Source organism: Streptomyces sp. NPDC007095 (assembly GCF_040634475.1).
Classification (GTDB): Bacteria; Actinomycetota; Actinomycetes; order Streptomycetales; family Streptomycetaceae; genus Streptomyces.
The window spans coordinates 58,296-82,264 of record NZ_JBEYFS010000015.1; the positions used below are offsets into that span (position 1 = coordinate 58,296).

Consider the following 23,969-nt stretch of genomic DNA (forward strand, 5'->3'; position numbering starts at 1 on the left):
TCTTGCCGCATCGTGACTCGTCGGCCTTCCGGCCCGACCGCGGCCGTGAGGTCAGGCGCGCGTCCGGAGGTAGCCGCGCCAGCCGCCGTACTCCGTGATGTCCTCGGCGCCTTCGAGCGCCGCGGGCTCGCACAGGAAGCCGGGCACGTGGGTGCCGTCGGCCAGTTCGACCCGGCCCAGTGCCATCGGCCGGGGCAGGTCGGCGAGCAGCCGGCCGAGGCCCGCCGCGGGCAGTCGCCACACCTCGGCCTCGATGCCGGCCCCGCCGCTCTCGCCGACGTGGACCAGGCCCGGCTTGGGCGGGATGGTGGAGAGCGCGTGCAGACGGTAGGCGGGTGCCGTCGTGGTCGTGCGCTCCCGCTCCGCGCCCAGGGACAGGAGCTGGGGGTTCAGCGGCTGGCCGGACAGGTGGGCGCCGACCACCGCGATCCGCAGCTCCGGCTGGAGCAGCGCGGCGATCCGGGCGAGGCGTTCGTCGGTGAACGCCGGGCCGATCAGCATCACGCCGAAGGGCAGAGCGGCGGGCGTGAGACCGGCCGGAACGGCGACCGCCGCCAGGTCGAAGAGGTTCGTGGAGTTGGTGAAGCGGCCCAGCCGGGCGTTGGCACCGAGCGGGTCGGCGGCGACCTCCGCGAGCGTGGGGTGGCCGGGTGCGGTCGGCAGCAACAGGGCATCCGCGTCGCCGAGTTCGGCGAGGGCCCGGGTACGCAGGGCCGCCAGCCGGTCCTGGTCGGCGAAGAGCTGGTGGGCCGGGATGTCCCGGGCGCGGGTGATGATCCCGGCGACGGTCGGGTCGAGGCCCTCACCTCCCTCGCTGATCAACTTGTCGACAAAACTCCCCACCGCCGTGTAGCGCTCGGCGACGAAGGCGCCCTCGTAGAGCATCGCCGCCGCCTCGGTGAACGGGGTGAGGTCGAGAGTGCGCACCTCGGCCCCGGCCTCGACGAGCCGGCCCACGGCGGCCTCGTACGCCTCCGCCCAGCCCTCGTCGAGTTCGCCGAGCTGCGTCGTCGGGGGGACGGCGACGCGCCAGGGGCCGGGGGCCCGCTGGGGGAGTGCGGGGAGTTCGCGTCCGGAGGGGGACGCCAGGTACGCGAGGGCCTGCTCGGCCTCCGGGAGCGTACGGGCGAAGACGGTCACGCAGTCGAGCGAGGCGCAGGCCGGGACGACACCGGTGGCCGGGACAAGACCGCGGGTGGGCTTGAGGCCGACGATGCCGTTGAAGGCGGCGGGGACGCGTCCGGAGCCGGCCGTGTCGGTGCCGAGGGCGAGGTCGACGATGCCGAGGGCCACGGCCACGGCCGATCCCGAGCTGGAGCCGCCGCTGATCCTGGCCGGGTCCAGAGCGTTCCGTACGGCGCCGTGCGGGGAGCGGGTGCCGACCAGGCCGGTGGCGAACTGGTCGAGGTTCGTGGTGCCGAGGACGAGTGCGCCGGCTGTGCGGAGGCGGGCGACCGCGGGGGCGTCGTCCTCCGGGGTGTACGCGTAGGCCGGGCAGCCCGCGGTGGTCCTGAGGCCCGCCACGTCGATGTTGCCCTTCGCGGCGAGGAGCTTGCCGGCGAGGGGGAGGTGTTCGCCTGCGGCGAGGCGGGCGTCGATGGCCAGGGCTTCCCTCTCGACCTCTGCCTGAGGGCGGAGGTCGATCCAGATCTCGGGGCGGTCGACGGTTTCGATGCGGGCGTAGGCCGACTGGACTCGGGTCAGGACGGACATGGTTGCTCCTGGTTCTTCGGGCGCGGGCCGGTGGGTGGTGTGTGCCCACCCGTTCCGCCCTGCGGAACGCCTGCCCACAGGCCACGGGCGTGTTTTCAGCTCATCGGTGCCAGGACCAGCAGCGCTGTGCCCGCTTCCACCTGGGCGCCGGGCTTGGTGAGGACTTGTTGGACCACTCCGTCCATCGGGGCGGGCAGCCTGGACTCCATCTTCATCGCCTCCAACGCCAGCAGGGGCTGGCCGGTCGTCACCCGGTCGCCCGGCTTGACGTTCAGCTGCCACACGGAGGCCGCGAACTCGGCCTCGATCAGGCGGCCGCCCGCGGGGACGGTCACCTCGGCGGCGGGCGCCGCGGGCGTGGACGCGGCGTCCGCGCGGTCGAACTCGCCCGCCGCCTCCCAGGCGTCCCGCTCGGCGGAGAACGCTGCGCCCTGCCTGGCCCGGAACTCCGCGATGGATGCGGAGTGGTCGGCGAGGAAGTCCTGGTACTCGGCGAGTGAGAAGACGCCCTCCTCGATCCGGGGCACGAAGCGGCCCGAGATGATGTCGGCGCGCAGGCCGAGGAGTTCGTCGGGATCGACGGCGTACCACTTGATGCGGTCGAAGAAGCGCAGCAGCCAGGGGGAGCCCGGCTCGAACGCACCGCGCTGCTGCCACCCCGACCACACCTGGGTCGTACGGCCGACGAACTGGTAGCCGCCGGGGCCCTCCATGCCGTAGACGCACAGGTAGGCGCCGCCGATGCCGACCGAGTTCTCGGCGGTCCAGGTGCGCGCCGGGTTGTACTTGGTGGTCACCAGGCGGTGGCGCGGGTCCAGCGGGGTGGCCACCGGTGCGCCGAGGTAGACGTCGCCCAGGCCCAGGACGAGGTACTCCGCGTCGAACACCGTGCGGTACACGTCGTCCACCGAGTCCAGGCCGTTCACGCGGCGGATGAACTCGATGTTCCAAGGGCACCAGGGCGCGTCGTCGCGGACGCCCGCCATATAGCGGGCGATCGCCTCGCGGGTCGCCGGGTCGTCCCAGGAGAGGGGGAGGTGCACCGTGCGGGAGGGCACGACCAGTTGGTCGCTGGGCGGGAGTGTTCGGGCTATCTCCCGCACCGTGGTGAGGAGTTCGTGTTGCGGAAGCCTGCCGGGGTCCGTCTGGATCTGGAGGGAGCGGATGCCGGGGGTCAGGTCCGTGACGCCGTCGAGCGCGGCCTCGGTCACGGCCTCCATCAGCGCGTGGACCCGCATGCGCAGCGCCAGGTCCAGTTGCAGCGGTCCGAATTCGACCAGCAGATTGTCGTCGCCGCTGCGGCGGAACGTCACGTCGCCGTCCCGTGCGAGCACCCCGCCGTCGACGATCGCGGGCCGCTGGGAGCCGTCGTCGGCCAGCGGTGCGAACCGCACGGTGTCACCGGGCCGGAACTGGCCCAGCTTCCAGCGTTCCGTACTGACGACCGTCGCCGGGCAGACGAAGCCGCCGAGCGAGGGGCCGTCCGGGCCGAGCAGCACCGGCATGTCGCCGGTGTAGTCGACGGCGCCGACCGAGTACGGCGTGTCGTGGATGTTGGACGGGTGCAGGCCCGCCTCGCCGCCGTCCGTGCGCGCCCAGCGGGGCTTCGGGCCGACCAGCCGTACGCCCGTGCGCGCCGAGTTGAAGTGGACCTTCCAGTCGGCGGCGTAGAAGTCGTGGATGTCGTCCTTGGTGAAGAACTCCGGTGCGGCGTGCGGGCCTTCGAGCGCGCCGACCCGCCAGCTGGAGGAGAACCCGGGGCGATCACCGGCCGGTACCGGCGCCCCGTGATCCGTCGCCGAGCCGCCGTGCAGTACGTCACCCGTCCTCAGGGCGCGGCCCCCGTGTCCGCCGAACCGGCCCAGCGTGAACGTGGACGCGCTGCCGAGGAACGCCGGTACGTCCAGGCCCCCGCCCGCGAAGAGCACGTAGGTGCGCAGGCCGTGTTCGGTGGGGGAACCGACCTCCAGCAGGGCCCCCGCCGGTACCGTCACAGGTTCCCACTGCGCGACCGCCGCGCCGTCCACGGTCACCCGCGCCGGTGCGCCCGTGACGCAGACCGTCGTGGCGTGGGTGAAGCGCAGGGTCGGCCCCTGGAGGGTGCACTCCAGGCCGGGTGCCCCCTCGTGGTTGCCGAGAGCGCGGTTGCCGAGCCGGAAGGAGAGGTCGTCCATCGGGCCGCAGGGGGGCACGCCCACCTGCCAGTAGCCGGTGCGGCCCGGCCAGTCCTGGACCGTGGTGAGGGTCCCGCCGGAGACGACCTCGATGCGCCGAGTGGGATCGGTGACTCGGGCCAGCGTCGCCGTCGAGTGCGTCGCCCGCCGGAAGGAGGGGTCGGCGAGTGCGGCCCGCACCAGCCCCAGGTTCGTCTCGATGCCGTCCACCCGGGTCCTGGCCAGCGCCTCGTCGAGGCGTTGCAGCGCGTGCGCCCGGTCCTGGCCGTACGCGATGACCTTCGCGAGCATCGGGTCGTACGACGTGGTCACCTCGGTGCCCGTCTCCACCCAGCCGTCCACGCGGACGCCCCCGGGGAACTCGACCCGCGTGAGCAGGCCCGAGCTCGGCCGGTGGTCGCGCGAGGGGTCCTCGGCGTACACCCGGGCCTCGACGGCGTGACCGCGCGGTGCCCCCGGATCGCGGACGACCTCCGACTCCCCGCGCGCGAGCCGCAGCATCCAGGCGACGAGGTCGACGCCGTAGATCTCCTCGGTGACCGGATGCTCCACCTGGAGGCGGGTGTTGACCTCGAGGAAGTACGCCTCCTCGCGTGCGGCGTCGTAGACGAACTCGACGGTTCCGGCGGAGCGGTATCCGACAGCGGCACACAAGTCACGTGCGGAGGAGGCCAGGTGGGCGCGCACGGTGGACGGCAGGTCCGGTGCCGGGGCCTCCTCCAGCACCTTCTGGTTGCGGCGCTGGAGCGAGCAGTCCCGGTCGCCGAAGGTGACGACCCGGCCCAGGCCGTCGCCGAAGACCTGCACCTCGACATGGCGGGCGTGTTCCACCAGCCGCTCCAGGAAGACCCCGGCGGAGGAGAAGGAGGCCGCGGCGACGCGCTGTACCCGCTCCCACGCCTCGGTCAGTTCATCGGCGGAGCGACATGCCGACATACCGATGCCACCACCACCGCCGGTGGCCTTCAGCATGACGGGATAGCCGATGCGGGCGGCCGCCTCCAAAGCCTCGGTGAGACCGGGGAGAAGTCCCGTGCCCGGCGCCAACGGCACCCCGGCCGCTTCCGCCGCCGCCCTCGCCGTGTGCTTCGCCCCGAACAGCTCCAGCTGCTCCGGCGTCGGACCCACGAACACGATCCCGGCGTCCTCGCAGCGCCGCGCGAAGGCCGCGTCCTCGGACAGGAAGCCGTACCCGGGGTGGATCGCCCCGGCCCCGGTGTCCTTGGCCGCCTTCAGGACGAGGTCGGCGTCGAGATACGACTCCTTCGCGGGCGCGGGCCCCAGCCGTACCGCCTCGTCGGCGAGCCGGACGTGGGGTGCGGAGCGGTCGGCGTCGGAGTACACGGCGACCGTGCGCAGGCCGAGTTCGCGGGCCGTGCGGATGATCCGTACCGCGATCTCGCCGCGGTTGGCGACCAACAGGGTGTCGAAGGTCATCCCGTCGCCCCGCTCGCCTCGATGGTCATTTCCACCGCGGTCGGCTCGAAGCCGTTGCAGGGGTTGTTGATCTGGGGGCAGTTGGAGACCAGCACGAGAACGTCGCACTCGGCGCGCAGGGTCAGCGTGAGCCCCGGGGCCGAGATGCCGTCGACGATGCCGAGGGTGCCGTCCTTCTCGACCGGCACGTTCATGTACCAGTTGATGTTCGAGACGAGATCGCGCTTGCCGAGGCCGTACTTGGCGCCCTCGGCGAGGAAGTTGTCCACGCAGGCGTGCTGGGACCAGGTGTGGTGGCCGTACCGCAGGGTGTTCGACTCCTTGGAGCAGGCGCCGCCGACCGTGTCGTGCCGGCCGACCTCGTCCGCGACCACGGTCATCAGCGGGGTGTGCTCGTTGGACATCAGCACGCTGCCGGTGGTGAGGAAGAGGTTGCCCTGCGCGTGGATCGTGTCGGGCGCGCTGTAGCGGACGGTCGTGTCGTGGGCGTCGTACACCAGGAAGTCGACGGCCTGGTTGCCGTGCAGGTCGGTGACGGTGAGCGTCTCTCCGGTGCGGACGACGGCGGACCAGGCGGCCCGGGCCAAAACCACGGTCTTCATGCGATCCCCCTCGCGGCAAGGAACTCGGCGGTGTTCAGGAAGGCGCGGCGGCCCTCGGGCGTGGCCTCCCACAGCGGGTCGCCCGGCGCGGTCGCGGCCGCGCGCCAGGCGAGGACCTCCAGCGGAGTGCTGACGTACTCCGTGCGGGGGTCGGCGGGGTGCGGCACGTTCGTGATCAGCACGGTCACGTCCTGCTCGGCGCGGAGTGTCACGCTGCCGCCGGGGCCCGCGGAACCGGTGAAGTCCAGCGAGCCGTCGTCGCGGACCTCCACGCCCTGGAAGAAGGAGAGCGAAGGCGGCAGGTCGCGGGGTTCGAGGCCGTTCTTGGCGGCGGCCAGCTTGAAGAGTTCGCGACCGGCGGGGGAGGCGGACTGCGGGGTTCCGTCGCCGTAGCGCCGGGTGTTGCGTACGAGGGTGGAGGTGCCGCAGAGCGTGTCGTGGCGGCCGGAGGTGTCGGCGACCAGGGAGGCGAGGACGCGGCCCTGGTCGGAGAGGAGCAGCTGTCCCTCGCCGAGGTAGGCGTTCCACTGGACCTTGACCGTGTCCGCCACGTTCAGGCGTTCCCAGGGGCGGTCGGCGGCGTACAGGAGCAGGTGTGCGCAGGCGTCGCCCCTGAGGTCGGTGAGCCTGAGTTCCGTGCCGCGGGCCAGCACCCTGTGCGTGTAGTTGCCGGCCGCCACCGTCTCCGCCCACACCAGGTGGCCCGCCTCGCAGGGGGGCGCGGGCCAAGCGCTCGCCGGGACGACGGGCATGGCCTCCGTGCGGGAGCCCTCTTGCGCCCGGGCGTGGGCACGGGCTCCGTAAGTGGTCGCTGTCGCCATCGCGAGTCCTCCGGCTCCTGGGTGATTTCTGTCGCTCGACAGAAATTAGGGGCGGGGAGGGTCGGGGCCGTGTCCCGAGTGTTGCCGGACGGTTACCGACCCCTCACGGCTCGCGCCGCGGGATTGAAGGTGCGGGTCGTCCGTGGCTGGGCGCGCAGTTCCTCGCGCCCCTTGGGGGCGGTGTCGTGTGCGAGGATCGAACGCATGGGAAGTGGTGGTGGGCGACGGGTCGGGCGGCCTCGGGCCGCGCAGCGGCCGGACAGCGGGCTGTCGCCGCGGGACGAACTGCTCGACGCCGCCGCCGAGTTGTTCACGACGCGCGGGTACGCCGCCACGACCACCCGTGCCGTCGCCGAGCGGGCCGGTATGCGCCAGGCGTCGATGTACCACTACGTCTCCGGCAAGGAGGAGTTGCTCGCCGAGCTCCTGGAGTCGACCGTCACCCCCTCGCTCGCCTTCGCCCGGGAGCTCCTCGCCGACGACGCGACCCCGCCCGGGAGCCGGCTGTGGGAGCTGTGCCGCACCGACGTGGAGCTGCTCTGTGGGGGCCCGCACAACCTGGGCGGGCTGTATCTGCTGCCCGAGGTGCGCGCCGAGCGTTTCGCCGGCTTCCATGCCGTACGGGCCGAGTTGAAGGACACCTACCGGCAGTTGCTGGCCGCGACCGCGGCAGGTGGCGCGCTCGTCAAGAGTGAACTCGATCTGCGGACGGATCTGCTGTTCGGTCTCATCGAAGGGGTGATCCTCGTGCACCGGTCCGACCCCGAGCGGCCCGTGTCCGCCTTCGCCGAAGCAACCGCCGACGCGGCGCTGCGGATCGCCGGAATCTGACGTACCGCCCTGTGGAGGTGCGGTTTTCGTATGCCCGTACGCCGCTACTCACCGTGTGTGCGTGAAACCTGAGCGTGCAAATGGCCGAGAGTACTCCTGTCGTGCGGGCGATTTCAGGCGGTTGCTGAATATGACACGGCGATGATCCGGTCGGACTAAGCTCGCCCGCGGCGCACCGAGTTGAGATGTATTCGTGCGCTTGTTCCCAAAAGTTCCGAAGATTCGGTTTGACCACGCAGTTTCCCCCACGAACTCCCCCCTACCCCAGCCGATTTGTCTCAGAGGGCATACATGGTGAGTGTTCAATCGCCTCCCGGTGGCCGTGAACTTCCCTACGCGCGCGTGCTGTTGCCGCCGGCCATACTGATGGCCGCGGTGACCGGGGCCGCCGTCGCCCTGGTGACGGGCCCGGCCCGGGCCGCCGTCGGCTGGTGCGGCGGCATCGCGACGCTGCTGGTGATCGCGGTCGCCGCCGAAGCCGTACGTCGTGGCCGCGTCATCCGTGCCGTGCGCGCCGAACTGGCCCGCCGTACCGCGTACCTGGAACAGCGCATCGCCGCCCACGACCAGGACATCGTGCGCTTCCACCACGAGGTCCTGCCCGCCGCGATCAGGCGCATGAACCGCGGCATGAACCCCGACACGGTGGCGCTCCGCTTCGGTGTCGACGACCCCAGCCTGCCCCAGATCTCCGAGGTGGAACGGGACCTGCTGGGCACCTTCCTCCAGTTGCTGGACACCGAGAAGCTGCTGCTCGACTCCTCGCACCGCTCCTTCGTCAACATCGCCCGCCGCGTGCAGGCGATCGTCCACCAGCAGAACAAGGAACTCCGCGAGATGGAGGAGGACCACGGGCGCAACCCCGAGGTCTTCGACGACCTGCTGCGCATCGACCACGGCACCGCGCTGATCGGCCGCCTCGCCGACTCCATCGCGGTGCTCGGCGGCGGCCGCCCGGGCCGCAACTGGCCCAAGCCCGTACCGCTGTTCAGCGTGATGCGCGGCGCGATGTCCCGCATCCTCGAGTACCGCCGCATCGAGCTGCACTCGATCGCCGAAGTCAACGTCAACGGCATCCACGTCGAACCGGTCATCCACGCGGTCGCCGAACTCCTCGACAACGCGACCCGCTATTCGCCGCCGAACAGCAAGGTGCACCTGACCGCCCTCAAGGTGCAGACCGGTGTCGCCATCGAGATCGAGGACTCCGGCGTCAGCTTCAGCGACGAGGCCCGCGGCAAGATGGAGGAACTGCTCCGGCAGGCCGCGGCCGGCACCGACCTCCAGGTTCTCGGCGAGGCCCCCCGGCTCGGCATCTCCGTCGTGGGCCGGCTCTCGAAGATGTACGACATGGCGATCGCGCTCCGGCAGTCCGCGTACGGCGGTGTCCGCGCGGTCGTCGTGGTGCCGAGCAACATGCTCACCAAGGACCCGGCGGCCTCCCTCGCCCACGGCATCGGCGCCAACTCCACCGCGACCATGGACACCGACGGGGTCGAGGGGCCCAACCGCAAGCCGAAGAAGCGCCGCCCGACCACAGGACCCCGCCTCCCCGAGCAGGGCGACGGGTCAAGGGAGGACGACGCCCCCCTGGTCACCGAGTGGACGCCCAACGGCCTGCCGCAGCGCCGCAGCCGGGTCAAGACCCCGCTCAGGGAGCGCTACGCAGAGGCCGCCCGGGTCGCCGCCGAGGAAGCGGCGGCGGAGGCCGCCGCCGCGGCGCCCTCCTGGGGCACCGTGCCCGCCGCCCCGAAGAAGCAGGAGAAGGCGAAGGAGAAGGAGAAGGAGAAGCCACCGGGGCACTGGGTCGAGGCGTTCTGGGAGGGCCTCAAGCGCGACCCGGACCCCAACGCGTTCACCGGCAAGAACCAGCCGGTCTCGGAGGCCGACGACGAGGGGGACCTCAAGTGATCCATCAGCGGGACAACTTCGACTGGATGCTCAGGGATCTCGCTGACGGGGTACCGGGTATCCAGCAGATCGTGGTGCTCTCCGCCGACGGACTGCGCATCGCACGCTACGGCGGCAACCCCGACGCCGCCGACCGCGTCGCCGCGGCCTGCGCGGGCCTGCAGAGTCTGGCCACAGCGGTCGCGAGCGAGGTTCCCAGCAGCGACGGCACGATGAAGATGGTCCTCATCGAGATCGACGGAGGCTACTTCTATCTGATGTCCGCCGGGGCCAACGCCTATCTCGCGGTCCTCGCCAACCAGATCGCGGAGCCCGGCCTCATGAGCAACCGCATGAGCGATCTCGTCGCCCGGATCGGCGCCCATCTGACCAGTCCGCCGAGGCGCAACGGGCAGACCGTATGACTCCTCCGCAACGCCGGCGGCGATACCCCAAGGAAGAGTTCACCGAGCCTCCCCAGGAGCGGCCTCCCCAAGAGGGTGAGGAAGACGGTGAGGAAGAGGACCCCAAGAACCCCGGGCGCCTGTATCTGCTCACCGGTGGGGGCGAGGCGGGCGAACGGGCCGAGCTGGATCTGGTCACCTTGATCGTGGCGCGTGCCGACGCGCCGACGCCCACCACCCAGCCGGAGCAGTCGGCGCTGCTCCGGCTCTGCCAGGCCCCTCTGTCCGTGGCCGAGCTCTCGGCCTATCTCAATCTGCCGTTCAGCGTGGTGACCGTCCTGCTCACCGAGCTGCTGGCGGCCGAACTGGTACAGGCACGCGCCCCGATCGTCCGCTCGGCGCTGCCCGACCGTTCCCTCCTCGAAGCGGTGATGCATGGACTTCAAAAGCTCTGAGACGATCACCGGCCCGCGCGCCGAGGACCATCTGCCGCACTCGGCGCAAGCCGCCGTGAAGATCGTGATCGTGGGCGGGTTCGGAGTCGGCAAGACGACCATGGTGGGTGCCGTCAGCGAGATCAAACCGCTGACCACCGAGGAGACCATGACGCAGGCCGGCATCGGCATCGACGACAACTACGGCTCGGAGACCAAGACCGCGACCACCGTCGCCATGGACTTCGGCCGCATCAGCATCACGGAACAACTGGTGCTCTACCTCTTCGGCACCCCCGGCCAGGAACGCTTCTGGTTCCTGTGGAACGGCCTCTTCGAAGGCGCGCTCGGCGCGGTCGTACTGATCGACACCCGCCGGCTGGAAGTCAGCTTCGATGTGATCGGCCGTCTGGAGGAGCGCGGTGTGCCGTTCGTCGTCGCCATAAACACCTTCCCGGACGCGCCCGACTATCCGATCGAGGAGCTGCGCACCGCGCTCGACCTGCCAGAGGACATCCCGATCGTGCAGTGCGACGCGCGCCGCCGGGCCTCCAGCCGGGACGTCCTGATGACGCTGATGCACTTCCTGTACTCGCTCACGATGAGCCAGGCCCGCGCCTGATGCCCGCGGCGGCAGCCACCCCCGTCCCAAGACACCGGACCACCCCCAAGACACCGGACCACCCCCAAGACACCGGACCACCCCCAAGACACCGGACCACCCCCAAGAACCCGGACACCGCCAAGAACCCGGACACCGCCAAGAACCCGGACACCGCCAAGAACCCGGACATCCCCAAGAACCCGGACACCCCCAAGACACCGGATCCACTTCAGTTTCGGAGCGATCACCGTGACGTCTGAATCCCACTTCCCGGCCGGTACGGACGACCGTACGCTCACCCCGCCGCCCGGCTGCCCCGCCCACGGCCTCGGTCCCGGCGGACTGCACCGGCTGTACGGCCCCGAGGCGGACGACCTGGGAGACCTGTACGAGAAACTCCGTCAGGAGCACGGTGCGGTCGCCCCCGTCCTGCTCCACAACGACGTGCCGATCTGGGTGGTGCTCGGCCACGCCGAGAACCTGCACCTGGTGAGTTCCCCCACGCACTTCTCCCGGGACAGCCGGCTGTGGAAGGCCGTCCAGGACGGCACCGCCGGCGCCGACCACCCCCTCGCGCCGCACATCGCCTGGCAGCCCATCTGTTCCCACGCCGAGGGCGACGAACACCTGCGGCTGCGCGGCGCGGTCATGGGCGCCATGTCGACCATCAACCACCGCACCATCCGGCGGCACATCAACCGCGCGACCCAGCTGCTCGTCAACCGGTTCTGCGAGAAGGGCCGGGCCGACCTGGTCAGCCAGTTCGCCGAGCACCTTCCGATGGCCGTGCTGTGCGAGATCCTCGGCATGCCCGACGAGTACGACGACCGGCTGGTGCAGGCCACCCGCGACCTGCTCAGGGGAACCGAGACCGCGATCGCCAGCAACGAGTACGTCATGAACATCCTGATCCGGCACACCGCCCGGCGCCGGGCCGAGACCTCCGGGGACTTCACCAGCGTCCTGATCAACCACCCGGCCCAGCTCACCGACGACGAGGTCTCCCAGCACCTGCGCCTGGTGCTGCTCGCCGCGTACGAGGCCACGGCCAACCTGCTCGCCAACGTGCTGCGCGTGGTGCTCACCGACCCGCGCTTCCGCGCCCAGCTGAACGGCGGCCAGATGACGGTGCCCCAGGCGGTCGAGCAGTCCCTGTGGGACGAGCCGCCGTTCAGCGCGGTCCTCGGCTACTTCGCCAAGCAGGACACGGAGTTGGGCGGCCGGCAGATCCGCCGGGGCGACGGCCTGATCCTGGGGATCGCGCCGGGTAACATCGACCCCAAGGTGCGTCCCGACCTCAAGGCCAACATGATGGGCAACCGCGCCCACCTCGCCTTCGGCGGCGGACCCCACGAGTGCCCGGGCCAGGACATCGGCCGTGCCATCGCGGACGTCGGGGTCGAGGCACTGCTGATCCGGCTGCCCGACGTCGAACTCGACGGTGACGAGGACGAGTTGCGCTGGCGCTCGTCGATGTCCTCGCGCCACCTGGTGGAGCTTCCGGTGTACTTCGCGCCGCAGGCGCCGCAGGACGTCGAGGAAGTGCCCTCCATCAACCCCGTCCCGCGGCAGCGGCCGAGCCTGGAGGTCACGACGGACGAGCCGACGACGGCGCCCGCCCCGGTGCCCGTGGCACCTCCGGCCCCGCCGGCGACACCGGAACCCGTGCGCCGTCCCGGCGCCTGGCAGCGCTTCCTGCGCTGGTGGCGGGGCTACTGAGCCCGGCCGCGGACGATCAGGCCCCCTGGGCCCAGTCGTCGCAGGAGGACCAGGCCCGCAGCACCCGCCCACTGACGAACCGGTGCGCGCGTCCCGTGACCGGATCGGTGAACTCCAGCACCCGCGCGAGCAGTTGGAGCGGGCGCCGGAAGTCGCCGGCCGGCACGGGGCCGGTCACCACCGGGTAGAGCGGATCGCCGAGGATCGGCACACCCAACGCGTTCATGTGCACACGCAGTTGATGGGTCTGCCCGGTGCTCGGCAGCAGGCGGTAGCGCCCGAGTCCGTCGCGGTGGTCGGTGAGTTCGACCTCCGTGAGAGCGTTCGGCTCGCCCGCCACCTCGCGCGCGGCCAGCACCCCGCGCTCCTTCACGATCCGGCTGGTGACCGTCCGCGGCAGCGCGAGCCCCGCGTCGTACGGGGCCACCGCCTCGTACTCCTTGCGGACCAGCCGGTCGCGGAACAGCGTCTGGTAGGCGCCGCGCTCCTCGGGCCGCACGGTGAACAGCACGAGCCCGGCGGTGAGGCGGTCCAGCCGGTGCGCGGCGCCGAGCGTCGGCAGGCCGAGCTCTCGCCGCAGCCGGGCCAGCGCGGTCTCGGTGACGTGGGCCCCGCGCGGGGTGGTGGCGAGGAAGTGCGGCTTGTCGGCGACGACGATGTGCTCGTCGCGGTACACCACGTCGAGGGCGAACGGCACCGGTTCCTCGTCGGGCAGCTCCCGGTGGAACCACACGAACATCCCCGGCTCGTAGGCCGCGTCGGGCGCCACCGGCCGGCCGTCGGCGCCGACGATCAGCCCGTCCCCGAACATCCCGTCGATCACCCCGTCCCCCGCCGCGAGCCGCTCCACCAGATGCTCCCGCACGGTGGCCCACCCCCCGTCCCGCGGCAGCCTGACCCGCACGGGGTCGACTCCCTCGCGCTGCGGCAGGGGGGAGGGCGGGATCCGGGGTCTGCGTCTCACCTGGTCAAGCGTACGAGGCTCGGGCGGGGGAGGGGTTCAGGCGTACGAGGCCGGGACCACCTCGGGAGTCTCGGCCACCGGTGTCCGCGCCCGGTAGGCCCGGTAGGCGGCGCCCGCGACCAGGGTCAGGCCCAGGAACAGCACCGTGAACCACTGGAAGTACCAGTGCCCGCCGGCCGGGTCGTACACCGCCGCGCGCGGCCAGGCGAGGTTGACGGTCATGAAGAGGCCGTAGACGAGGGCGACCGCGTTGACGGGGACGCCCCAGCGGCCCAGCGAGAAGAGCGGGGCGCCCCTCTCGTCGGTGCCGTCGGCGGTGAACTGCCCGCGCAGCCGGCGGACCAGCAGCGGACCGGTCACCATCGCGTACGCCAGGTACAGCATCACGATGCAGGTGGTGCCGATCGCCAGGAAGGCGTCCGGGGAGGCGAAGTTGAGAAGCAGCAGGGCGGCTGCGAGGACGCCGACGACCAGGGCGGGGGCGCTCGGCATGCCGGTGCGCGGGTTGACCTTGGAGAGGCGGCCGGAGAAGGGGAGCTGGTGGTCGCGGGCCATCGAGAAGAGCATGCGGCAGGCGGCGGTCTGGATCGCCAGGGTCGCCACCGCGATGGCCACCACGACGTCGGCGAGCAGCGCGCGGCCGACCCCGTCGCCGAGGCTGCTGGTCAGGACGTAGCTCAGACCGTCGACGCCGAGACGGCCGTCGGTGAGGCTGGGCGCCGCGAGCAGACCGGCGAGCACGATGAGACCGCCGAGCAGACCCGCCGCGCCGAGCGCGGTGAGGATCGTGCGGGGAGCGGTGCGGCGCGGGTCGTGGGTCTCCTCGCTCATCTCACCGGCGCTGTCGAAGCCGATCATGACGTACGCGGCCATGAACGAGCCCACCATCAGCGCCCCGAACAGGCCGGTGCTGCCCTGGCCGGTGTGGAAGGTGATGCCGGGGGAGCGCTCGGAGTGGGTGAGCAGGAGCACGATGATCAGGACGGCGCCGATGATCTCGGCGGTGACACCGATCCGGTTGATCATCGACATCACCCGGTTGTCGATGACGTTCACCAGCGTGGTCAGCACGAGCAGGATCACGCCGAGGACCGCCGCGTTGGCAGCGCCGTCGGGGCTGGTGGGGGCCGGATCGCTGCCGACCAGCTGGAAGCCGGACCAGATCGCGGGCAGCACCATCTGCAGCGCGAGCGCCGCCGCCGCGACCACCACGATCTGCCCGATCACCATGATCCAGCCGGCGAACCAGCCGAAGGAGAGGTTCGACAGGCGCGAGGACCACTGGTAGATCGCGCCCGAGATCGGATAGCGCGCGGCCAGCTCCGCGAAGCAGGCGGCGACCGTCAACTGGCCCACCAGCACGGCCGGCCAGGTCCAGAAGAAGACGGGGCCGCCGAACGCGTACCCGAAGGCGAAGAACTGGAAGACGGTCGTCAGGACGGAGATGAAGGAGAAGCCGGCGGCGAAAGAGGCGTACCTGCCGAGGCTGCGGTGCAGCTCCTGGCGGTATCCGAACTCGGCCAGGGAGCGGTCGCCGGAGGACTCCGGAGGGTCGGGGCGTACGTCGGAGGGGGCGGTGGTGGTCACGGCGGCACCTGCCTTCGGCGCGGAAGGGTGGGCGGTATTCCTGTCGGGTGACAGAAATTAGGGAGTGCCTGTTTCGCTCGCGTGACACGGCCGTGTCGGGGTCGGGCCTAAGTCCTCACTCCCTTGCGGCCCGAAGGGAATCGCGATACATCGTGTGTATTGACGCCCGCCGCGCACACGCGATATGTTCGGCTACGGATATTCGGAGACGAGGTGAGGTCATCGTGGCGACGAAACGCCGCAAGCTGAGCAATCCGCTGGCGCTCGCGGTCATGGTGTTGCTCACCGAGAAGCCGATGCATCCGTACGAGATCGCCCAGACCCTGCGCCGACGGGGCAAGGACACCAGCCTGAAGATCAACTACGGCTCGCTCTACACCGTCGTGCAGAACCTGGAGAAGCACGGCTTCGTCGAGGTCGCGGAGGTGCAGCGACAGGGCAACCGCCCCGAGCGCACGCTGTACGGCATCACGGACGCCGGACGTGCGGAGGCCACCGAGTGGCTGTCGGACCTGCTCGCCGTCCCGGCGCAGGAGTATCCGATCTTCGAGGCCGCGCTCTCACTGATGGGCGTGCTCCATCCCGACGAGGTGGCACGCCTGTTGGGGGAGCGGCTCAACATGCTGGAGGTGCGGGCCGCGAGTCTGCGCGGCGGCCTGGAGAAGCTGTACGAGACGCTGCCCCGGCTCTTCCTGATCGAGTCCGAGTTCAAGCTGCACATGATCGAGGCGGAGGCGGAATGGGTCCGCGGCTTCCTCGCGGAGGTCACGGCGGGCACGTTTCCGGGCGTCAAGGAGTGGCGGTCCTTCAGTGAGACGGGGGAGGTCCCCGAGGAGTACCTGAAGCTGGAAGCCGGTGAGGTCGAAAGGCCTTAGCCGAACAGAGAAATGACCCCGGCAGAGCTGTTGCAGCAGCCCCGCCAGGGTCTCGAACCCCGAACCGAACCCGCCGTGAGGCAGCTCCGGGCCATCGAGGTGCGGCACACCCAGGATAGCCCGGCGCTCTTCACGCGGATCGGCTCGGCATACCCACCCGAGATCACCGCTCACACAGGAGAGCAGTCGTCATGAGCAGTACCCGTGCGCCCGCGGTCGAGGCGCGTCAGCTGATCAAGACCTATCCGGGTGACGTCACCGCGCTCAACGGCATGGACGTCACCGTCGAGACCGGCACCGTCTTCGGCCTGCTCGGCCCGAACGGCGCCGGCAAGTCCACCACCGTCAAGATCCTCACCACCCTGGCCCGCCCCGACTCGGGCACCGCCACCGTGGCCGGGCACGACGTGCTGCGCCATCCGGACCGGGTGCGCCGCGCGATCGGCGTCGTCGCCCAGAACTCCGGCGCCGACCCGGTGGCGACCGGCCGGGAGAACCTCCAACTCCAGGGCAGGCTCTACGGCTTGAAGGGTGCAGGGCTGAACCGCCGGGTGGACGAACTGCTCGACCGCTTCAAGCTCGCCGACGCGGCCCGGCGCCCGGTCAAGGGCTACTCGGGCGGCATGCGGCGCCGGCTCGACGTGGCGCTCGGTCTCGTCCACCGCCCCGAGGTGCTCTTCCTCGACGAGCCCACCACCGGACTCGACCCCGAGGCGCGCACCGCGATGTGGGACGAGATCGCCCGCCTCGCCGGCGACGAGGGGCTGAGCATCCTGCTCACCACGCACTACCTGGAGGAGGCCGACCGGCTCGCCGAGCGCATCGCGATCGTCGACCGCGGGCGTGTCGTGGTCGAGGGCACCCCGGACGCCCTGAAGGGCGAACTCCGCGGTGACGCCGTCCACGTGGAACTGCGTGAAGCCCTGGGAGACGCCGGTCGTACGCTGCTGAGCGGCGCCCTCACCGGGTTGCCGGGCGTGCACGAGGCGCTGTTCGAGGGCCGTCGTGTCAGTGTCCGCGCCGATGACGGGGCCGCCACGATGCCCGCCCTGCTCGGGGTGCTGGAGCGGGCCGGGGTCGGGGTCGCCGCCGCGACCGTCGCCCGTCCCTCGCTCGACGACGTCTACCTCCGCTACGCGGGCCGCCGTTACGCGGAGGCGGAAGCGGAAGGCGCCGAGAACCTCGTCCTCGCCGGAGGTGTCCGATGAGTATCGCCGTCTCCCAGACCTGGTACATGACCCGGCGCCAGCTGATGGTGTTCGCACGTCAGCCCGCCTACGCGATCATCACCCTGATCCAGCCGGTGATCTGGCTGTTCCTGTTCGGCAACCTCTTCAAGAAGGTCGTCGAACTCGGAGGCTTCGGCACCACCTCGTATCTGGACTACCTCGTGCCGGGGGTGGTCGTGATGAGCGCGCTCAGCTCCAACATGTGGGCGGGCATGGGCACGCTCGACGAGATCCAGCGCGGCACCCTCGACCGCTTTCTGACCACGCCCGTCAGCCGGGCCGCCCTGATGAACGGCAACGTCGTCAACAACGGCCTGATCACCGCCCTGCAGTCGGTCATCATCGTGCTGCTCGGCCTGCTGGGCGGCGCGGACTACCCGGGCGGCATCGGCGGTATCGCGATCCTGATCGTCGCCTCGGTCCTGCTGGGCACGGTCTTCGGGGCGCTGTCCAACGCGCTGGGCATGCTGGTCCGGGAGCGGGAGTCGATCATCGGCATCAACACGTTCCTGCTGCTGCCGCTGACCTTCCTCTCCTCGGCCTTCATGGCCCCGTCCCAGATGCCCGGCTGGATGCGGCACATCGCCGACTTCAATCCGCTCAACTGGGCGATGGTGGCGGGGCGGTCGGCGATGTCCGAGCACCCCGACTGGGGTGTCGTGCTCGGCCGCTCGGGGGCGCTGCTCGCGCTGGCCGTGGCGGCGGTGTGGCTGTCGATCCGTACGTTCAGGTCGTACCAGCGTTCCGTGTGACCCCGAGGGGCCGGGGGCCGGTGTCCTGAGTGACACGAGGGGGCGGGAGTCAGGAGGCGGCCGGCACGGTCGTCTCCTGCTCCGCCTCCACCTGCGCGTTCCAGTCCCGCTTGGACGCCTGCCAGCCGTCCTCGTTGTGCCCAAGACGCCAGTAGCCGGAGATCGACAGGTCCTCGCGCGGGATCTCGCGTTCGACCCGCAGCAGCCGGCGCAGCTCCTTCACGAAGCCCGCCTCGCCGTGCACGAACGCGTGCACCCGGCCCGCCGGGAAGTCGAGGGCGCGGACGGCCTCCACCAGGGCCTCGCCGAGCGGCCGGTCCCCGCGGTGCAGCCAGACGACCCCCACGTCGGAGTCGATCTTCTGCTCCTCCTCACGCCCGGAGATCTCCACGAAGGCGCGGGCCACGGCGCCCTCCGGCAGTGCCTCCAGGGCGGCACTGATCGCGGGCAGTGCGCTCTCGTCACCGGCGAGCAGATGCCAGTCGGCGCTCGCGTCGGGCGCGTATGCGCCACCTGGACCCATGAACCGCACGACCTCGCCCGGCTGGACGCGCGCCGCCCACGGCCCGGCCAGGCCCTCGTCGCCGTGCACGACGAAGTCGAGCGTCAGCTCGCGCAGTTCGGGGTCCCAGGCACGCACGGTGTACGTCCGGGTCACCGGCCACTGCTCGCGCGGGAGTTCCTCGCGGATCCGCTCCATGTCGAAGGGCTCGGGGTAGGTGACACCCCCCGGGGCGAACAGCAACTTCACATAGTGGTCGGTGCTGGTGCCCGCGGTGAACTCGGCGAGGCCCTCGCCGCCCAGCACGACACGCTGCATGTGGGGGGTCAACCGCTCGGTCCGCACGACGTGCGCGGAGTGGGGCTTCCTGGACCTGCGTGCCGGACGCTCTGCCATGACGGCCTCCTCGTTCACTCGCTTAGGCTTACCTAAGTTAGCATCTCTCTCCTAGTTAACACCCCCCGCGTGAGAAGCCCATGAGCCCCCCACGCCAGGGCTCGAGCCGCGCGGTGGCCGGGGTCGAGTCCCGCTCTGCGAGTAAGGCTACCCTAAACTGAGAATGTCACTCTTTCAGGTGGGAACGTCACTTCAGCTCGCTCCCGCTCACTCGCCGAGCGTGCTGAGCAACCGCTGCAGCGAGCCGCCCAGACCCCAGCGCGCGGCCAGTCCCTCCAGCGCGCCCGGGTCGCGCGGCGCGTGCGGCAACGCCGTGTCGACGTCCGGCAAGGGAACGTCACCGGCGACCCGCACGACCTTGGGCGCGACCGCGACATACGGCCGCGACTCGTCGAGTCGCTTGCGCTGAGAAGGCGTCAGCTTCGCCTTCGGATCGTCGACCGCCGCCATGATCGAGGCCAGGTCACCGAACTGGTCGAGCAGCTTGGCCGCCGTCTTCTCACCGATCCCCGGCACCCCCGGCAGACCGTCGCTCGGGTCGCCGCGCAGCAGCGCCAGATCCGCGTATCCGGAGCCGTCGACCCCGTACTTCTCGCGCAGCCAGGTCTCGTCGGTGAGCTGGAGCGTGCCCACACCCTTGAGGGGATACAGGACGCGCACCCCCCGCTTGTCGTCGACGAGTTGATAGAGGTCGCGGTCGCCGGTGACGATGTCGACCGGGCCGCCGGCGCGCCCCGTGAAGGTGCCGATCACATCGTCCGCCTCGTACCCCTCGACTCCCACGCGCGCGATGCCCAGCGCGTCGAGGACCTCCTCGATGACCGGCACCTGCGGGGAGAGCGTGTCCGGCACCTCCTCCTCGTCCGGACGGCCGGCCTCGGTCTCCACGGCGACGCGATGCGCCTTGTACGAGGGGATCAGGTCGACCCGCCACTGCGGGCGCCAGTCCGCGTCCATGCAGGCCACCAGATCGTCGGGGCGGTGGTCCTTGACCAGCCGGTCGATGAAGTCGAGCAGCCCGCGCACGGCGTTCACGGGCGTGCCGTCCGGGGCCCTCACCGAGTCGGGGACCCCGAAGTAGGCCCGGAAGTACAGGGAAGCGGTGTCGAGCAGCATCAGGCGTCTGGTCACGCCTCGCATCATGCCGTACGCCACTGACAGTGACCTGGACCACTCCTGTGTTTGCTCCGTGTAAGTGCGGGCAGGCGCGGCACCGGGACAACCCCGGTTGCTTTTTCAACTGTCCGATCGAGAGGCACACGTGTCATCCAGGCTTGAGGCCGAGCATTTGTACAAGGTGTTCGGGAGACGACCCGACGCCGCGGTGGAGCGGCTCCGCCAGGGAGCCGACCGCGAGGAACTGCGCGCCGACGGCACCACGGCTGCCGTGATCGACGCCTCCTTCACGGTGGAACCCGGCCAGATCTTCGTCGTCATGGGCCTGTCCGGATCCGGCAAGTCCACCCTCCTGCGCATGCTCAACGGACTCCTGGAGCCCACCGCGGGCCAGGTGCGTTTCGACGGTCAGGACCTGACCGCGCTCAGCGCCCGCGCGCTGCGCGAGGTCCGCTCGAAGAAGATCAGCATGGTCTTCCAGCACTTCGCGCTCTTCCCGCACCGCAGCGTCCTGGAGAACGCGGCCTACGGCCTGGAAGTCCAGGGCGTGCCGAGCGCCGAGCGCAAGGAACGCGCCACCAGGGCGCTGGAGCTGGCCGGGCTCGCCGGCTGGGAGAAGTCCTGGCCCGACGAGCTGTCCGGCGGTATGCAGCAGCGCGTCGGCCTCGCCCGCGCGCTCGCCACCGACGCCGATCTGCTGCTGATGGACGAGTCGTTCAGCGCCCTGGACCCGCTGATCCGCCGTGACATGCAGGACCAGCTGATCGAGCTCCAGAAGAAGCTCAAGAAGACCATCGTCTTCATCACCCACGACCTCAACGAGGCGATGCGCCTCGGCGACCGGATCGCCGTCATGCGCGACGGCCGCATCGTCCAGACCGGCACCGCCGAGGACATCCTCGTCCGTCCCGCGAACGACTACGTCGCCTCCTTCACCCAGGACGTCGACCGCTCCCGGGTTCTGACCGCCGGAGCCGTCATGGACACCGACGTACGCGGCGACGAGGCGGACTGCGACTGCGAGAGCGCCACGCCCGACACCCCCTTCGTGGACCTCTGCGCGATCAGCGCCCGCCTCACGCACCCGGTGGCCGTACTGGACGGGCGAGGCGAACTCGTCGGCGTCGTCCACCCGCAGCGCCTCGTCGCCTTCCTCGGCGACGAGCAGGGGACGCCCGCACGCTGTGCCAGTCCTCGGGACGAGGCGGTGGCGGCCGGTGCCTAGGATTCCCTTCGGCGACTGGGTCAACAGCGCCGTCGACTGGCTGCTGAACCACATGGCGTGGCTCTTCGACTTCTTCAAGACCGTCTTCCAGGGCACGTACGACGGCATCGACGCCGTCCTCCAGGCCCCCGAACCGCTCCTCCTCGCGGGCATCTTCGCGGTGATCGCGTTCTGGCTGCGCGGTACCTCCGCCGGTGTCCTCACCTTCGTGGGATTCGCGTTCATCGACTCCCTCGAACTGTGGGAGGACGCGATGGTGACCCTCTCGCTGGTCCTCGTCGCCACGCTCATCGCGCTCGTCGTCTCGGTACCCGTGGGCATCTGGGCGGCGCGCTCCGACCGGGTCAGCGGCATCGTCCGCCCGGTGCTGGACTTCATGCAGACGCTGCCCGCGATGATCTATCTCATCCCGGCGATCCTGTTCTTCGGCACCGGCGCCCCGGCCGGCATCGTGGCCACCCTGATCTTCGCGCTGGCCCCCGGCGTCCGCATGACCGAGCTGGGCATCCGCCAGGTCGACAAGGAACTCGTGGAGGCCGCCGACGCGTTCGGCACCACGCCCCGTGACACCCTGCTGCGCATCCAGCTGCCGCTCGCACTGCCCACGGTGATGGCAGGCGTCAACCAGGTCATCATGCTGGGCCTGTCCATGGCCGCCATCGCGGGCATGGTCGGCACCGGCGGCCTCGGCGGCGACGTCAACGAGGCCATCGGGCAGCTGAACGTCGGCCTCGGCTCCGAGGCGGGCGTGGCCATCGTCATCCTGGCGATCTACCTGGACCGCATGACCAGCGCCCTGGGTACCCAGGTCTCCCCGCTCGGCCGCCGTGCCGCCGCCAAGCTGCGCGCCGCGCAGGGCCTGAAGATCTGGTCCTACCGCCCCCGCGCGACCGTCGCCGTGATCGGTGTCGTCGTGCTCGCGCTGGTCGCGGGCGGTATGGGCATGTTCGGCGGGACCGACTCGACGTCCACCGCGGCCGACGGCCAGAACGTCGGCCAGGGCAAGAAGATCACCATCGGCTACATCCCGTGGGACGAGGGAGTCGCCTCCACCTTCCTGTGGAAGGAGATCCTCGAGGAGCGCGGCTTCCAGGTCGACGCCAAGCAGTTCGACGCGGGCCCGCTGTACACCTCCCTCTCCCAGGGCGACATCGACTTCGAGACGGACTCCTGGCTGCCGACCACCCACGAGCAGTACTGGAAGAAGTACGGCAGCAAGCTCGACGACCTGGGCTCCTGGTACGGCCCCACCTCGCTGGAGCTGAGCGTCCCCTCGTACATGAAGGGCGTCGACTCCCTGGCGGACCTCAAGGGCAAGGCAGGCACCTTCGGTGGCGAGATCACCGGCATCGAGTCCAGCGCCGGAATGATGGGCCTGCTCAAGAGCAAGGTCCTGAAGGACTACGGCCTCGACAAGGAGTACAAGGTCGTCGACAGCTCCACGCCCGCGATGCTGGCCGAGCTGAAGCGCGCGTACGCCAAGAAGGAGCCGATCGTCGTCACCCTCTGGTCGCCGCACTGGGCCTACAGCGACTACGACTTGAAGAAGCTCAAGGACCCGAAGGGCGCCTGGGGCAAGGGCGACGGAGTGCACACGCTCTCCCGCAAGGGCTTCGCGCAGGACAACCCGGTCGTCGGGCGGTGGCTGAAGAACTTCAGGATGACGGAGAAGCAGCTCACCGGTCTCGAGGCGGAGATCAACAAGGTGGGCAAGGGCAAGCAGCAGGACGCGGTGCGCGCCTGGCTGAAGCGGAACCCCGGAGTCGTCGACAAGCTGGCCCCGGTCAAGAGCTCCGCGGCCGCTGCCGAGACGAAGCGCCCGCTGGACGTGGCCTGGTTCCCCTGGGACGAGGACGTCGCCGTCACCTACCTCTGGAAGAACGTCCTGGCGCGGCGCGGCTACACGCTGAACCTCAAGCAGATGGACGTCGGCCCCGTCTACACCGGCCTCGCCTCCGGCGACCTGGACCTCAACTTCGACGCCTGGCTGCCTTACGCCCAGTCGAACTACTGGGACCAGCACAAGAACGACCTGAGAGACCTGGGCACCTGGTACCGGCCGACCTCGCTGGAGATCGCCGTGCCCTCGTACGTGAAGGACGTCAAGTCCCTCGCGGACCTCAAGGGCAAGGCGGGCACCTTCGGCGGCCGGATCATCGGCATCGAGCCTGGCACCGGCGAGATGAACCTCCTGAAGACGAAGGTCCTTCCGGGCTACGGCCTGGACAAGGAGTACAAGGTCGTCGACGGCTCCACGCCCGCGATGCTGGCCGAGCTGAAGCGCGCGTACGCCAAGAAGCAGCCGGTCGCTGTCGTCCTGTGGTCCCCGCACTGGGCGTACAGCGAGTACAAGCTCACCAAGCTCGCCGACGACAAGAAGCTCTTCGGCGAGGGGAACACCATCCGGACCATCTCCAGCAAGAAGTTCCCCGAGCGGTACCCGCAGCTCACCAAGTGGATCAAGAACTTCAGGATGAGCGAGTCCGAGCTCGGCACCCTGGAGAGCGAGATCAAGCAGCGCGGCCAGGGCCATGAGGAGGCGGCCGTCGCCACCTGGCTGAAGGAGCATCCGGACGTGGCGGAGCGGATGACGCCGCAGTAGCAGCAAGGGCGTTTCGGTGAGGGGTGGCCCGTCGGCTCCCGGGGCCCGCGCAGTGTTGTCGTCATCGGCGGCGGCTTCATCGGCGCCGAGAC

20 protein-coding genes are annotated in these 23,969 nt (G+C 70.4%); 12 read left to right on the plus strand and 8 right to left on the minus strand.

The features are described from left to right. Positions 1-51: 51 nt before the first annotated feature. From atzF to ABZ656_RS07925, 4 genes are all read right to left on the minus strand, one after another. On the minus strand, positions 52-1,713 hold the full coding sequence (gene atzF / locus ABZ656_RS07910) for an allophanate hydrolase (RefSeq protein WP_360265626.1): 1,662 nt from the start codon (positions 1,711-1,713) through the stop codon (positions 52-54). 95 nt (positions 1,714-1,808) lie between these two features. Next, complete coding sequence (locus tag ABZ656_RS07915) at positions 1,809-5,324, minus strand: 5-oxoprolinase/urea amidolyase family protein (RefSeq protein ID WP_101406118.1); 3,516 nt, start codon at positions 5,322-5,324, stop codon at positions 1,809-1,811. Continuing rightward, positions 5,321-5,926, minus strand: coding sequence for an urea amidolyase associated protein UAAP2 (locus tag ABZ656_RS07920; protein ID WP_101406119.1), 606 nt, complete (start codon positions 5,924-5,926; stop codon positions 5,321-5,323). The genes ABZ656_RS07915 and ABZ656_RS07920 overlap by 4 nt, the downstream gene beginning before the upstream one ends. Then, entirely contained in the window at positions 5,923-6,747 is an 825-nt protein-coding gene (locus ABZ656_RS07925) for an urea amidolyase associated protein UAAP1 (protein WP_101406120.1), read from the minus strand. The genes ABZ656_RS07920 and ABZ656_RS07925 overlap by 4 nt, the downstream gene beginning before the upstream one ends. Before the next feature lie 204 nt (positions 6,748-6,951). Here ABZ656_RS07925 and ABZ656_RS07930 point away from each other — a divergent pair, with 204 nt between their 5' ends. From ABZ656_RS07930 to ABZ656_RS07960, 7 genes are all read left to right on the plus strand, one after another. Next, positions 6,952-7,578, plus strand: a complete 627-nt coding sequence (locus tag ABZ656_RS07930) for a TetR/AcrR family transcriptional regulator (RefSeq protein WP_101406121.1) — start codon at positions 6,952-6,954, stop codon at positions 7,576-7,578. Positions 7,579-7,869: 291 nt separating this feature from the next. Next, complete coding sequence (locus tag ABZ656_RS07935) at positions 7,870-9,489, plus strand: ATP-binding protein (protein WP_101406122.1); 1,620 nt, start codon at positions 7,870-7,872, stop codon at positions 9,487-9,489. Then, positions 9,486-9,893, plus strand: a complete 408-nt coding sequence (locus tag ABZ656_RS07940; protein ID WP_101406123.1) for a roadblock/LC7 domain-containing protein — start codon at positions 9,486-9,488, stop codon at positions 9,891-9,893. Before ABZ656_RS07935 ends, ABZ656_RS07940 begins: the two co-directional genes overlap by 4 nt. Continuing rightward, the gene (locus tag ABZ656_RS07945) at positions 9,890-10,327 is read left to right on the plus strand and encodes a DUF742 domain-containing protein (RefSeq protein WP_101406124.1); all 438 of its coding nucleotides are present in this window, start codon (positions 9,890-9,892) and stop codon (positions 10,325-10,327) included. The genes ABZ656_RS07940 and ABZ656_RS07945 overlap by 4 nt, the downstream gene beginning before the upstream one ends. After that, complete coding sequence (locus ABZ656_RS07950; protein WP_101406125.1) at positions 10,308-10,928, plus strand: ATP/GTP-binding protein; 621 nt, start codon at positions 10,308-10,310, stop codon at positions 10,926-10,928. The genes ABZ656_RS07945 and ABZ656_RS07950 overlap by 20 nt, the downstream gene beginning before the upstream one ends. Beyond that, positions 10,928-11,170: a hypothetical protein gene (locus tag ABZ656_RS07955; RefSeq protein WP_360265634.1), complete on the plus strand. Its 243-nt coding sequence runs from the start codon at positions 10,928-10,930 to the stop codon at positions 11,168-11,170. Before ABZ656_RS07950 ends, ABZ656_RS07955 begins: the two co-directional genes overlap by 1 nt. Continuing rightward, positions 11,160-12,629 carry a cytochrome P450 gene (locus ABZ656_RS07960; RefSeq protein ID WP_360265637.1) on the plus strand — a complete coding sequence of 490 codons (1,470 nt, stop codon included), beginning with the start codon at positions 11,160-11,162 and terminating at the stop codon, positions 12,627-12,629. Before ABZ656_RS07955 ends, ABZ656_RS07960 begins: the two co-directional genes overlap by 11 nt. A 16-nt stretch (positions 12,630-12,645) precedes the next feature. On the opposite strand, the gene ABZ656_RS07965 is transcribed toward ABZ656_RS07960, so the two are convergent. Both ABZ656_RS07965 and ABZ656_RS07970 read right to left on the minus strand, forming a co-directional pair. Beyond that, positions 12,646-13,593 carry an RluA family pseudouridine synthase gene (locus ABZ656_RS07965; protein ID WP_360265640.1) on the minus strand — a complete coding sequence of 316 codons (948 nt, stop codon included), beginning with the start codon at positions 13,591-13,593 and terminating at the stop codon, positions 12,646-12,648. A 36-nt stretch (positions 13,594-13,629) separates the two neighbouring features. Further along, positions 13,630-15,180, minus strand: a complete 1,551-nt coding sequence (locus ABZ656_RS07970) for an amino acid permease (protein ID WP_101406128.1) — start codon at positions 15,178-15,180, stop codon at positions 13,630-13,632. Between the two features lie 224 nt (positions 15,181-15,404). On the opposite strand from ABZ656_RS07970, the gene ABZ656_RS07975 reads away from it, so the two are divergent. The 3 genes from ABZ656_RS07975 to ABZ656_RS07985 all read left to right on the plus strand — a co-directional run bounded on the left by ABZ656_RS07975 (position 15,405) and on the right by ABZ656_RS07985 (position 18,036). Beyond that, a complete protein-coding gene (locus tag ABZ656_RS07975) occupies positions 15,405-16,055 on the plus strand; it encodes a PadR family transcriptional regulator (protein WP_360265642.1) in 651 nt (216 codons plus the stop codon). A gap of 191 nt (positions 16,056-16,246) precedes the next feature. Next, complete coding sequence (locus tag ABZ656_RS07980; protein WP_101406130.1) at positions 16,247-17,263, plus strand: ATP-binding cassette domain-containing protein; 1,017 nt, start codon at positions 16,247-16,249, stop codon at positions 17,261-17,263. Beyond that, positions 17,260-18,036 (plus strand): ABC transporter permease, encoded by a 777-nt coding sequence (locus ABZ656_RS07985; RefSeq protein ID WP_101406131.1) that lies wholly within the window; start codon positions 17,260-17,262, stop codon positions 18,034-18,036. Before ABZ656_RS07980 ends, ABZ656_RS07985 begins: the two co-directional genes overlap by 4 nt. A gap of 49 nt (positions 18,037-18,085) precedes the next feature. Here ABZ656_RS07985 and ABZ656_RS07990 read toward each other — a convergent pair whose 3' ends face one another. Further along, positions 18,086-18,934, minus strand: a complete 849-nt coding sequence (locus tag ABZ656_RS07990) for a siderophore-interacting protein (protein WP_360265646.1) — start codon at positions 18,932-18,934, stop codon at positions 18,086-18,088. 207 nt (positions 18,935-19,141) lie between these two features. Next, positions 19,142-20,074 (minus strand): 5'-3' exonuclease, encoded by a 933-nt coding sequence (locus ABZ656_RS07995; protein WP_180362765.1) that lies wholly within the window; start codon positions 20,072-20,074, stop codon positions 19,142-19,144. A 121-nt stretch (positions 20,075-20,195) separates the two neighbouring features. On the opposite strand from ABZ656_RS07995, the gene ABZ656_RS08000 reads away from it, so the two are divergent. Both ABZ656_RS08000 and ABZ656_RS08005 read left to right on the plus strand, forming a co-directional pair. Continuing rightward, a complete protein-coding gene (locus tag ABZ656_RS08000) occupies positions 20,196-21,275 on the plus strand; it encodes a betaine/proline/choline family ABC transporter ATP-binding protein (protein WP_360265649.1) in 1,080 nt (359 codons plus the stop codon). Next, complete coding sequence (locus ABZ656_RS08005) at positions 21,268-23,877, plus strand: ABC transporter permease/substrate binding protein (RefSeq protein ID WP_101406134.1); 2,610 nt, start codon at positions 21,268-21,270, stop codon at positions 23,875-23,877. Before ABZ656_RS08000 ends, ABZ656_RS08005 begins: the two co-directional genes overlap by 8 nt. Positions 23,878-23,969: the final 92 nt, after the last annotated feature.

Coding starts and splice junctions, on each gene's coding strand:
- atzF (WP_360265626.1), bottom strand. CDS start 1,713: ATGTCCGTCCTGACCCGAGTCCAGTCGGCCTACGCCCGCATCGAAACC.
- ABZ656_RS07915 (WP_101406118.1), bottom strand. CDS start 5,324: ATGACCTTCGACACCCTGTTGGTCGCCAACCGCGGCGAGATCGCGGTA.
- ABZ656_RS07920 (WP_101406119.1), bottom strand. CDS start 5,926: ATGAAGACCGTGGTTTTGGCCCGGGCCGCCTGGTCCGCCGTCGTCCGC.
- ABZ656_RS07925 (WP_101406120.1), bottom strand. CDS start 6,747: ATGGCGACAGCGACCACTTACGGAGCCCGTGCCCACGCCCGGGCGCAA.
- ABZ656_RS07930 (WP_101406121.1), top strand. CDS start 6,952: ATGGGAAGTGGTGGTGGGCGACGGGTCGGGCGGCCTCGGGCCGCGCAG.
- ABZ656_RS07935 (WP_101406122.1), top strand. CDS start 7,870: ATGGTGAGTGTTCAATCGCCTCCCGGTGGCCGTGAACTTCCCTACGCG.
- ABZ656_RS07945 (WP_101406124.1), top strand. CDS start 9,890: ATGACTCCTCCGCAACGCCGGCGGCGATACCCCAAGGAAGAGTTCACC.
- ABZ656_RS07950 (WP_101406125.1), top strand. CDS start 10,308: ATGGACTTCAAAAGCTCTGAGACGATCACCGGCCCGCGCGCCGAGGAC.
- ABZ656_RS07955 (WP_360265634.1), top strand. CDS start 10,928: ATGCCCGCGGCGGCAGCCACCCCCGTCCCAAGACACCGGACCACCCCC.
- ABZ656_RS07980 (WP_101406130.1), top strand. CDS start 16,247: ATGAGCAGTACCCGTGCGCCCGCGGTCGAGGCGCGTCAGCTGATCAAG.
- ABZ656_RS07985 (WP_101406131.1), top strand. CDS start 17,260: ATGAGTATCGCCGTCTCCCAGACCTGGTACATGACCCGGCGCCAGCTG.
- ABZ656_RS07990 (WP_360265646.1), bottom strand. CDS start 18,934: ATGGCAGAGCGTCCGGCACGCAGGTCCAGGAAGCCCCACTCCGCGCAC.
- ABZ656_RS07995 (WP_180362765.1), bottom strand. CDS start 20,074: ATGCGAGGCGTGACCAGACGCCTGATGCTGCTCGACACCGCTTCCCTG.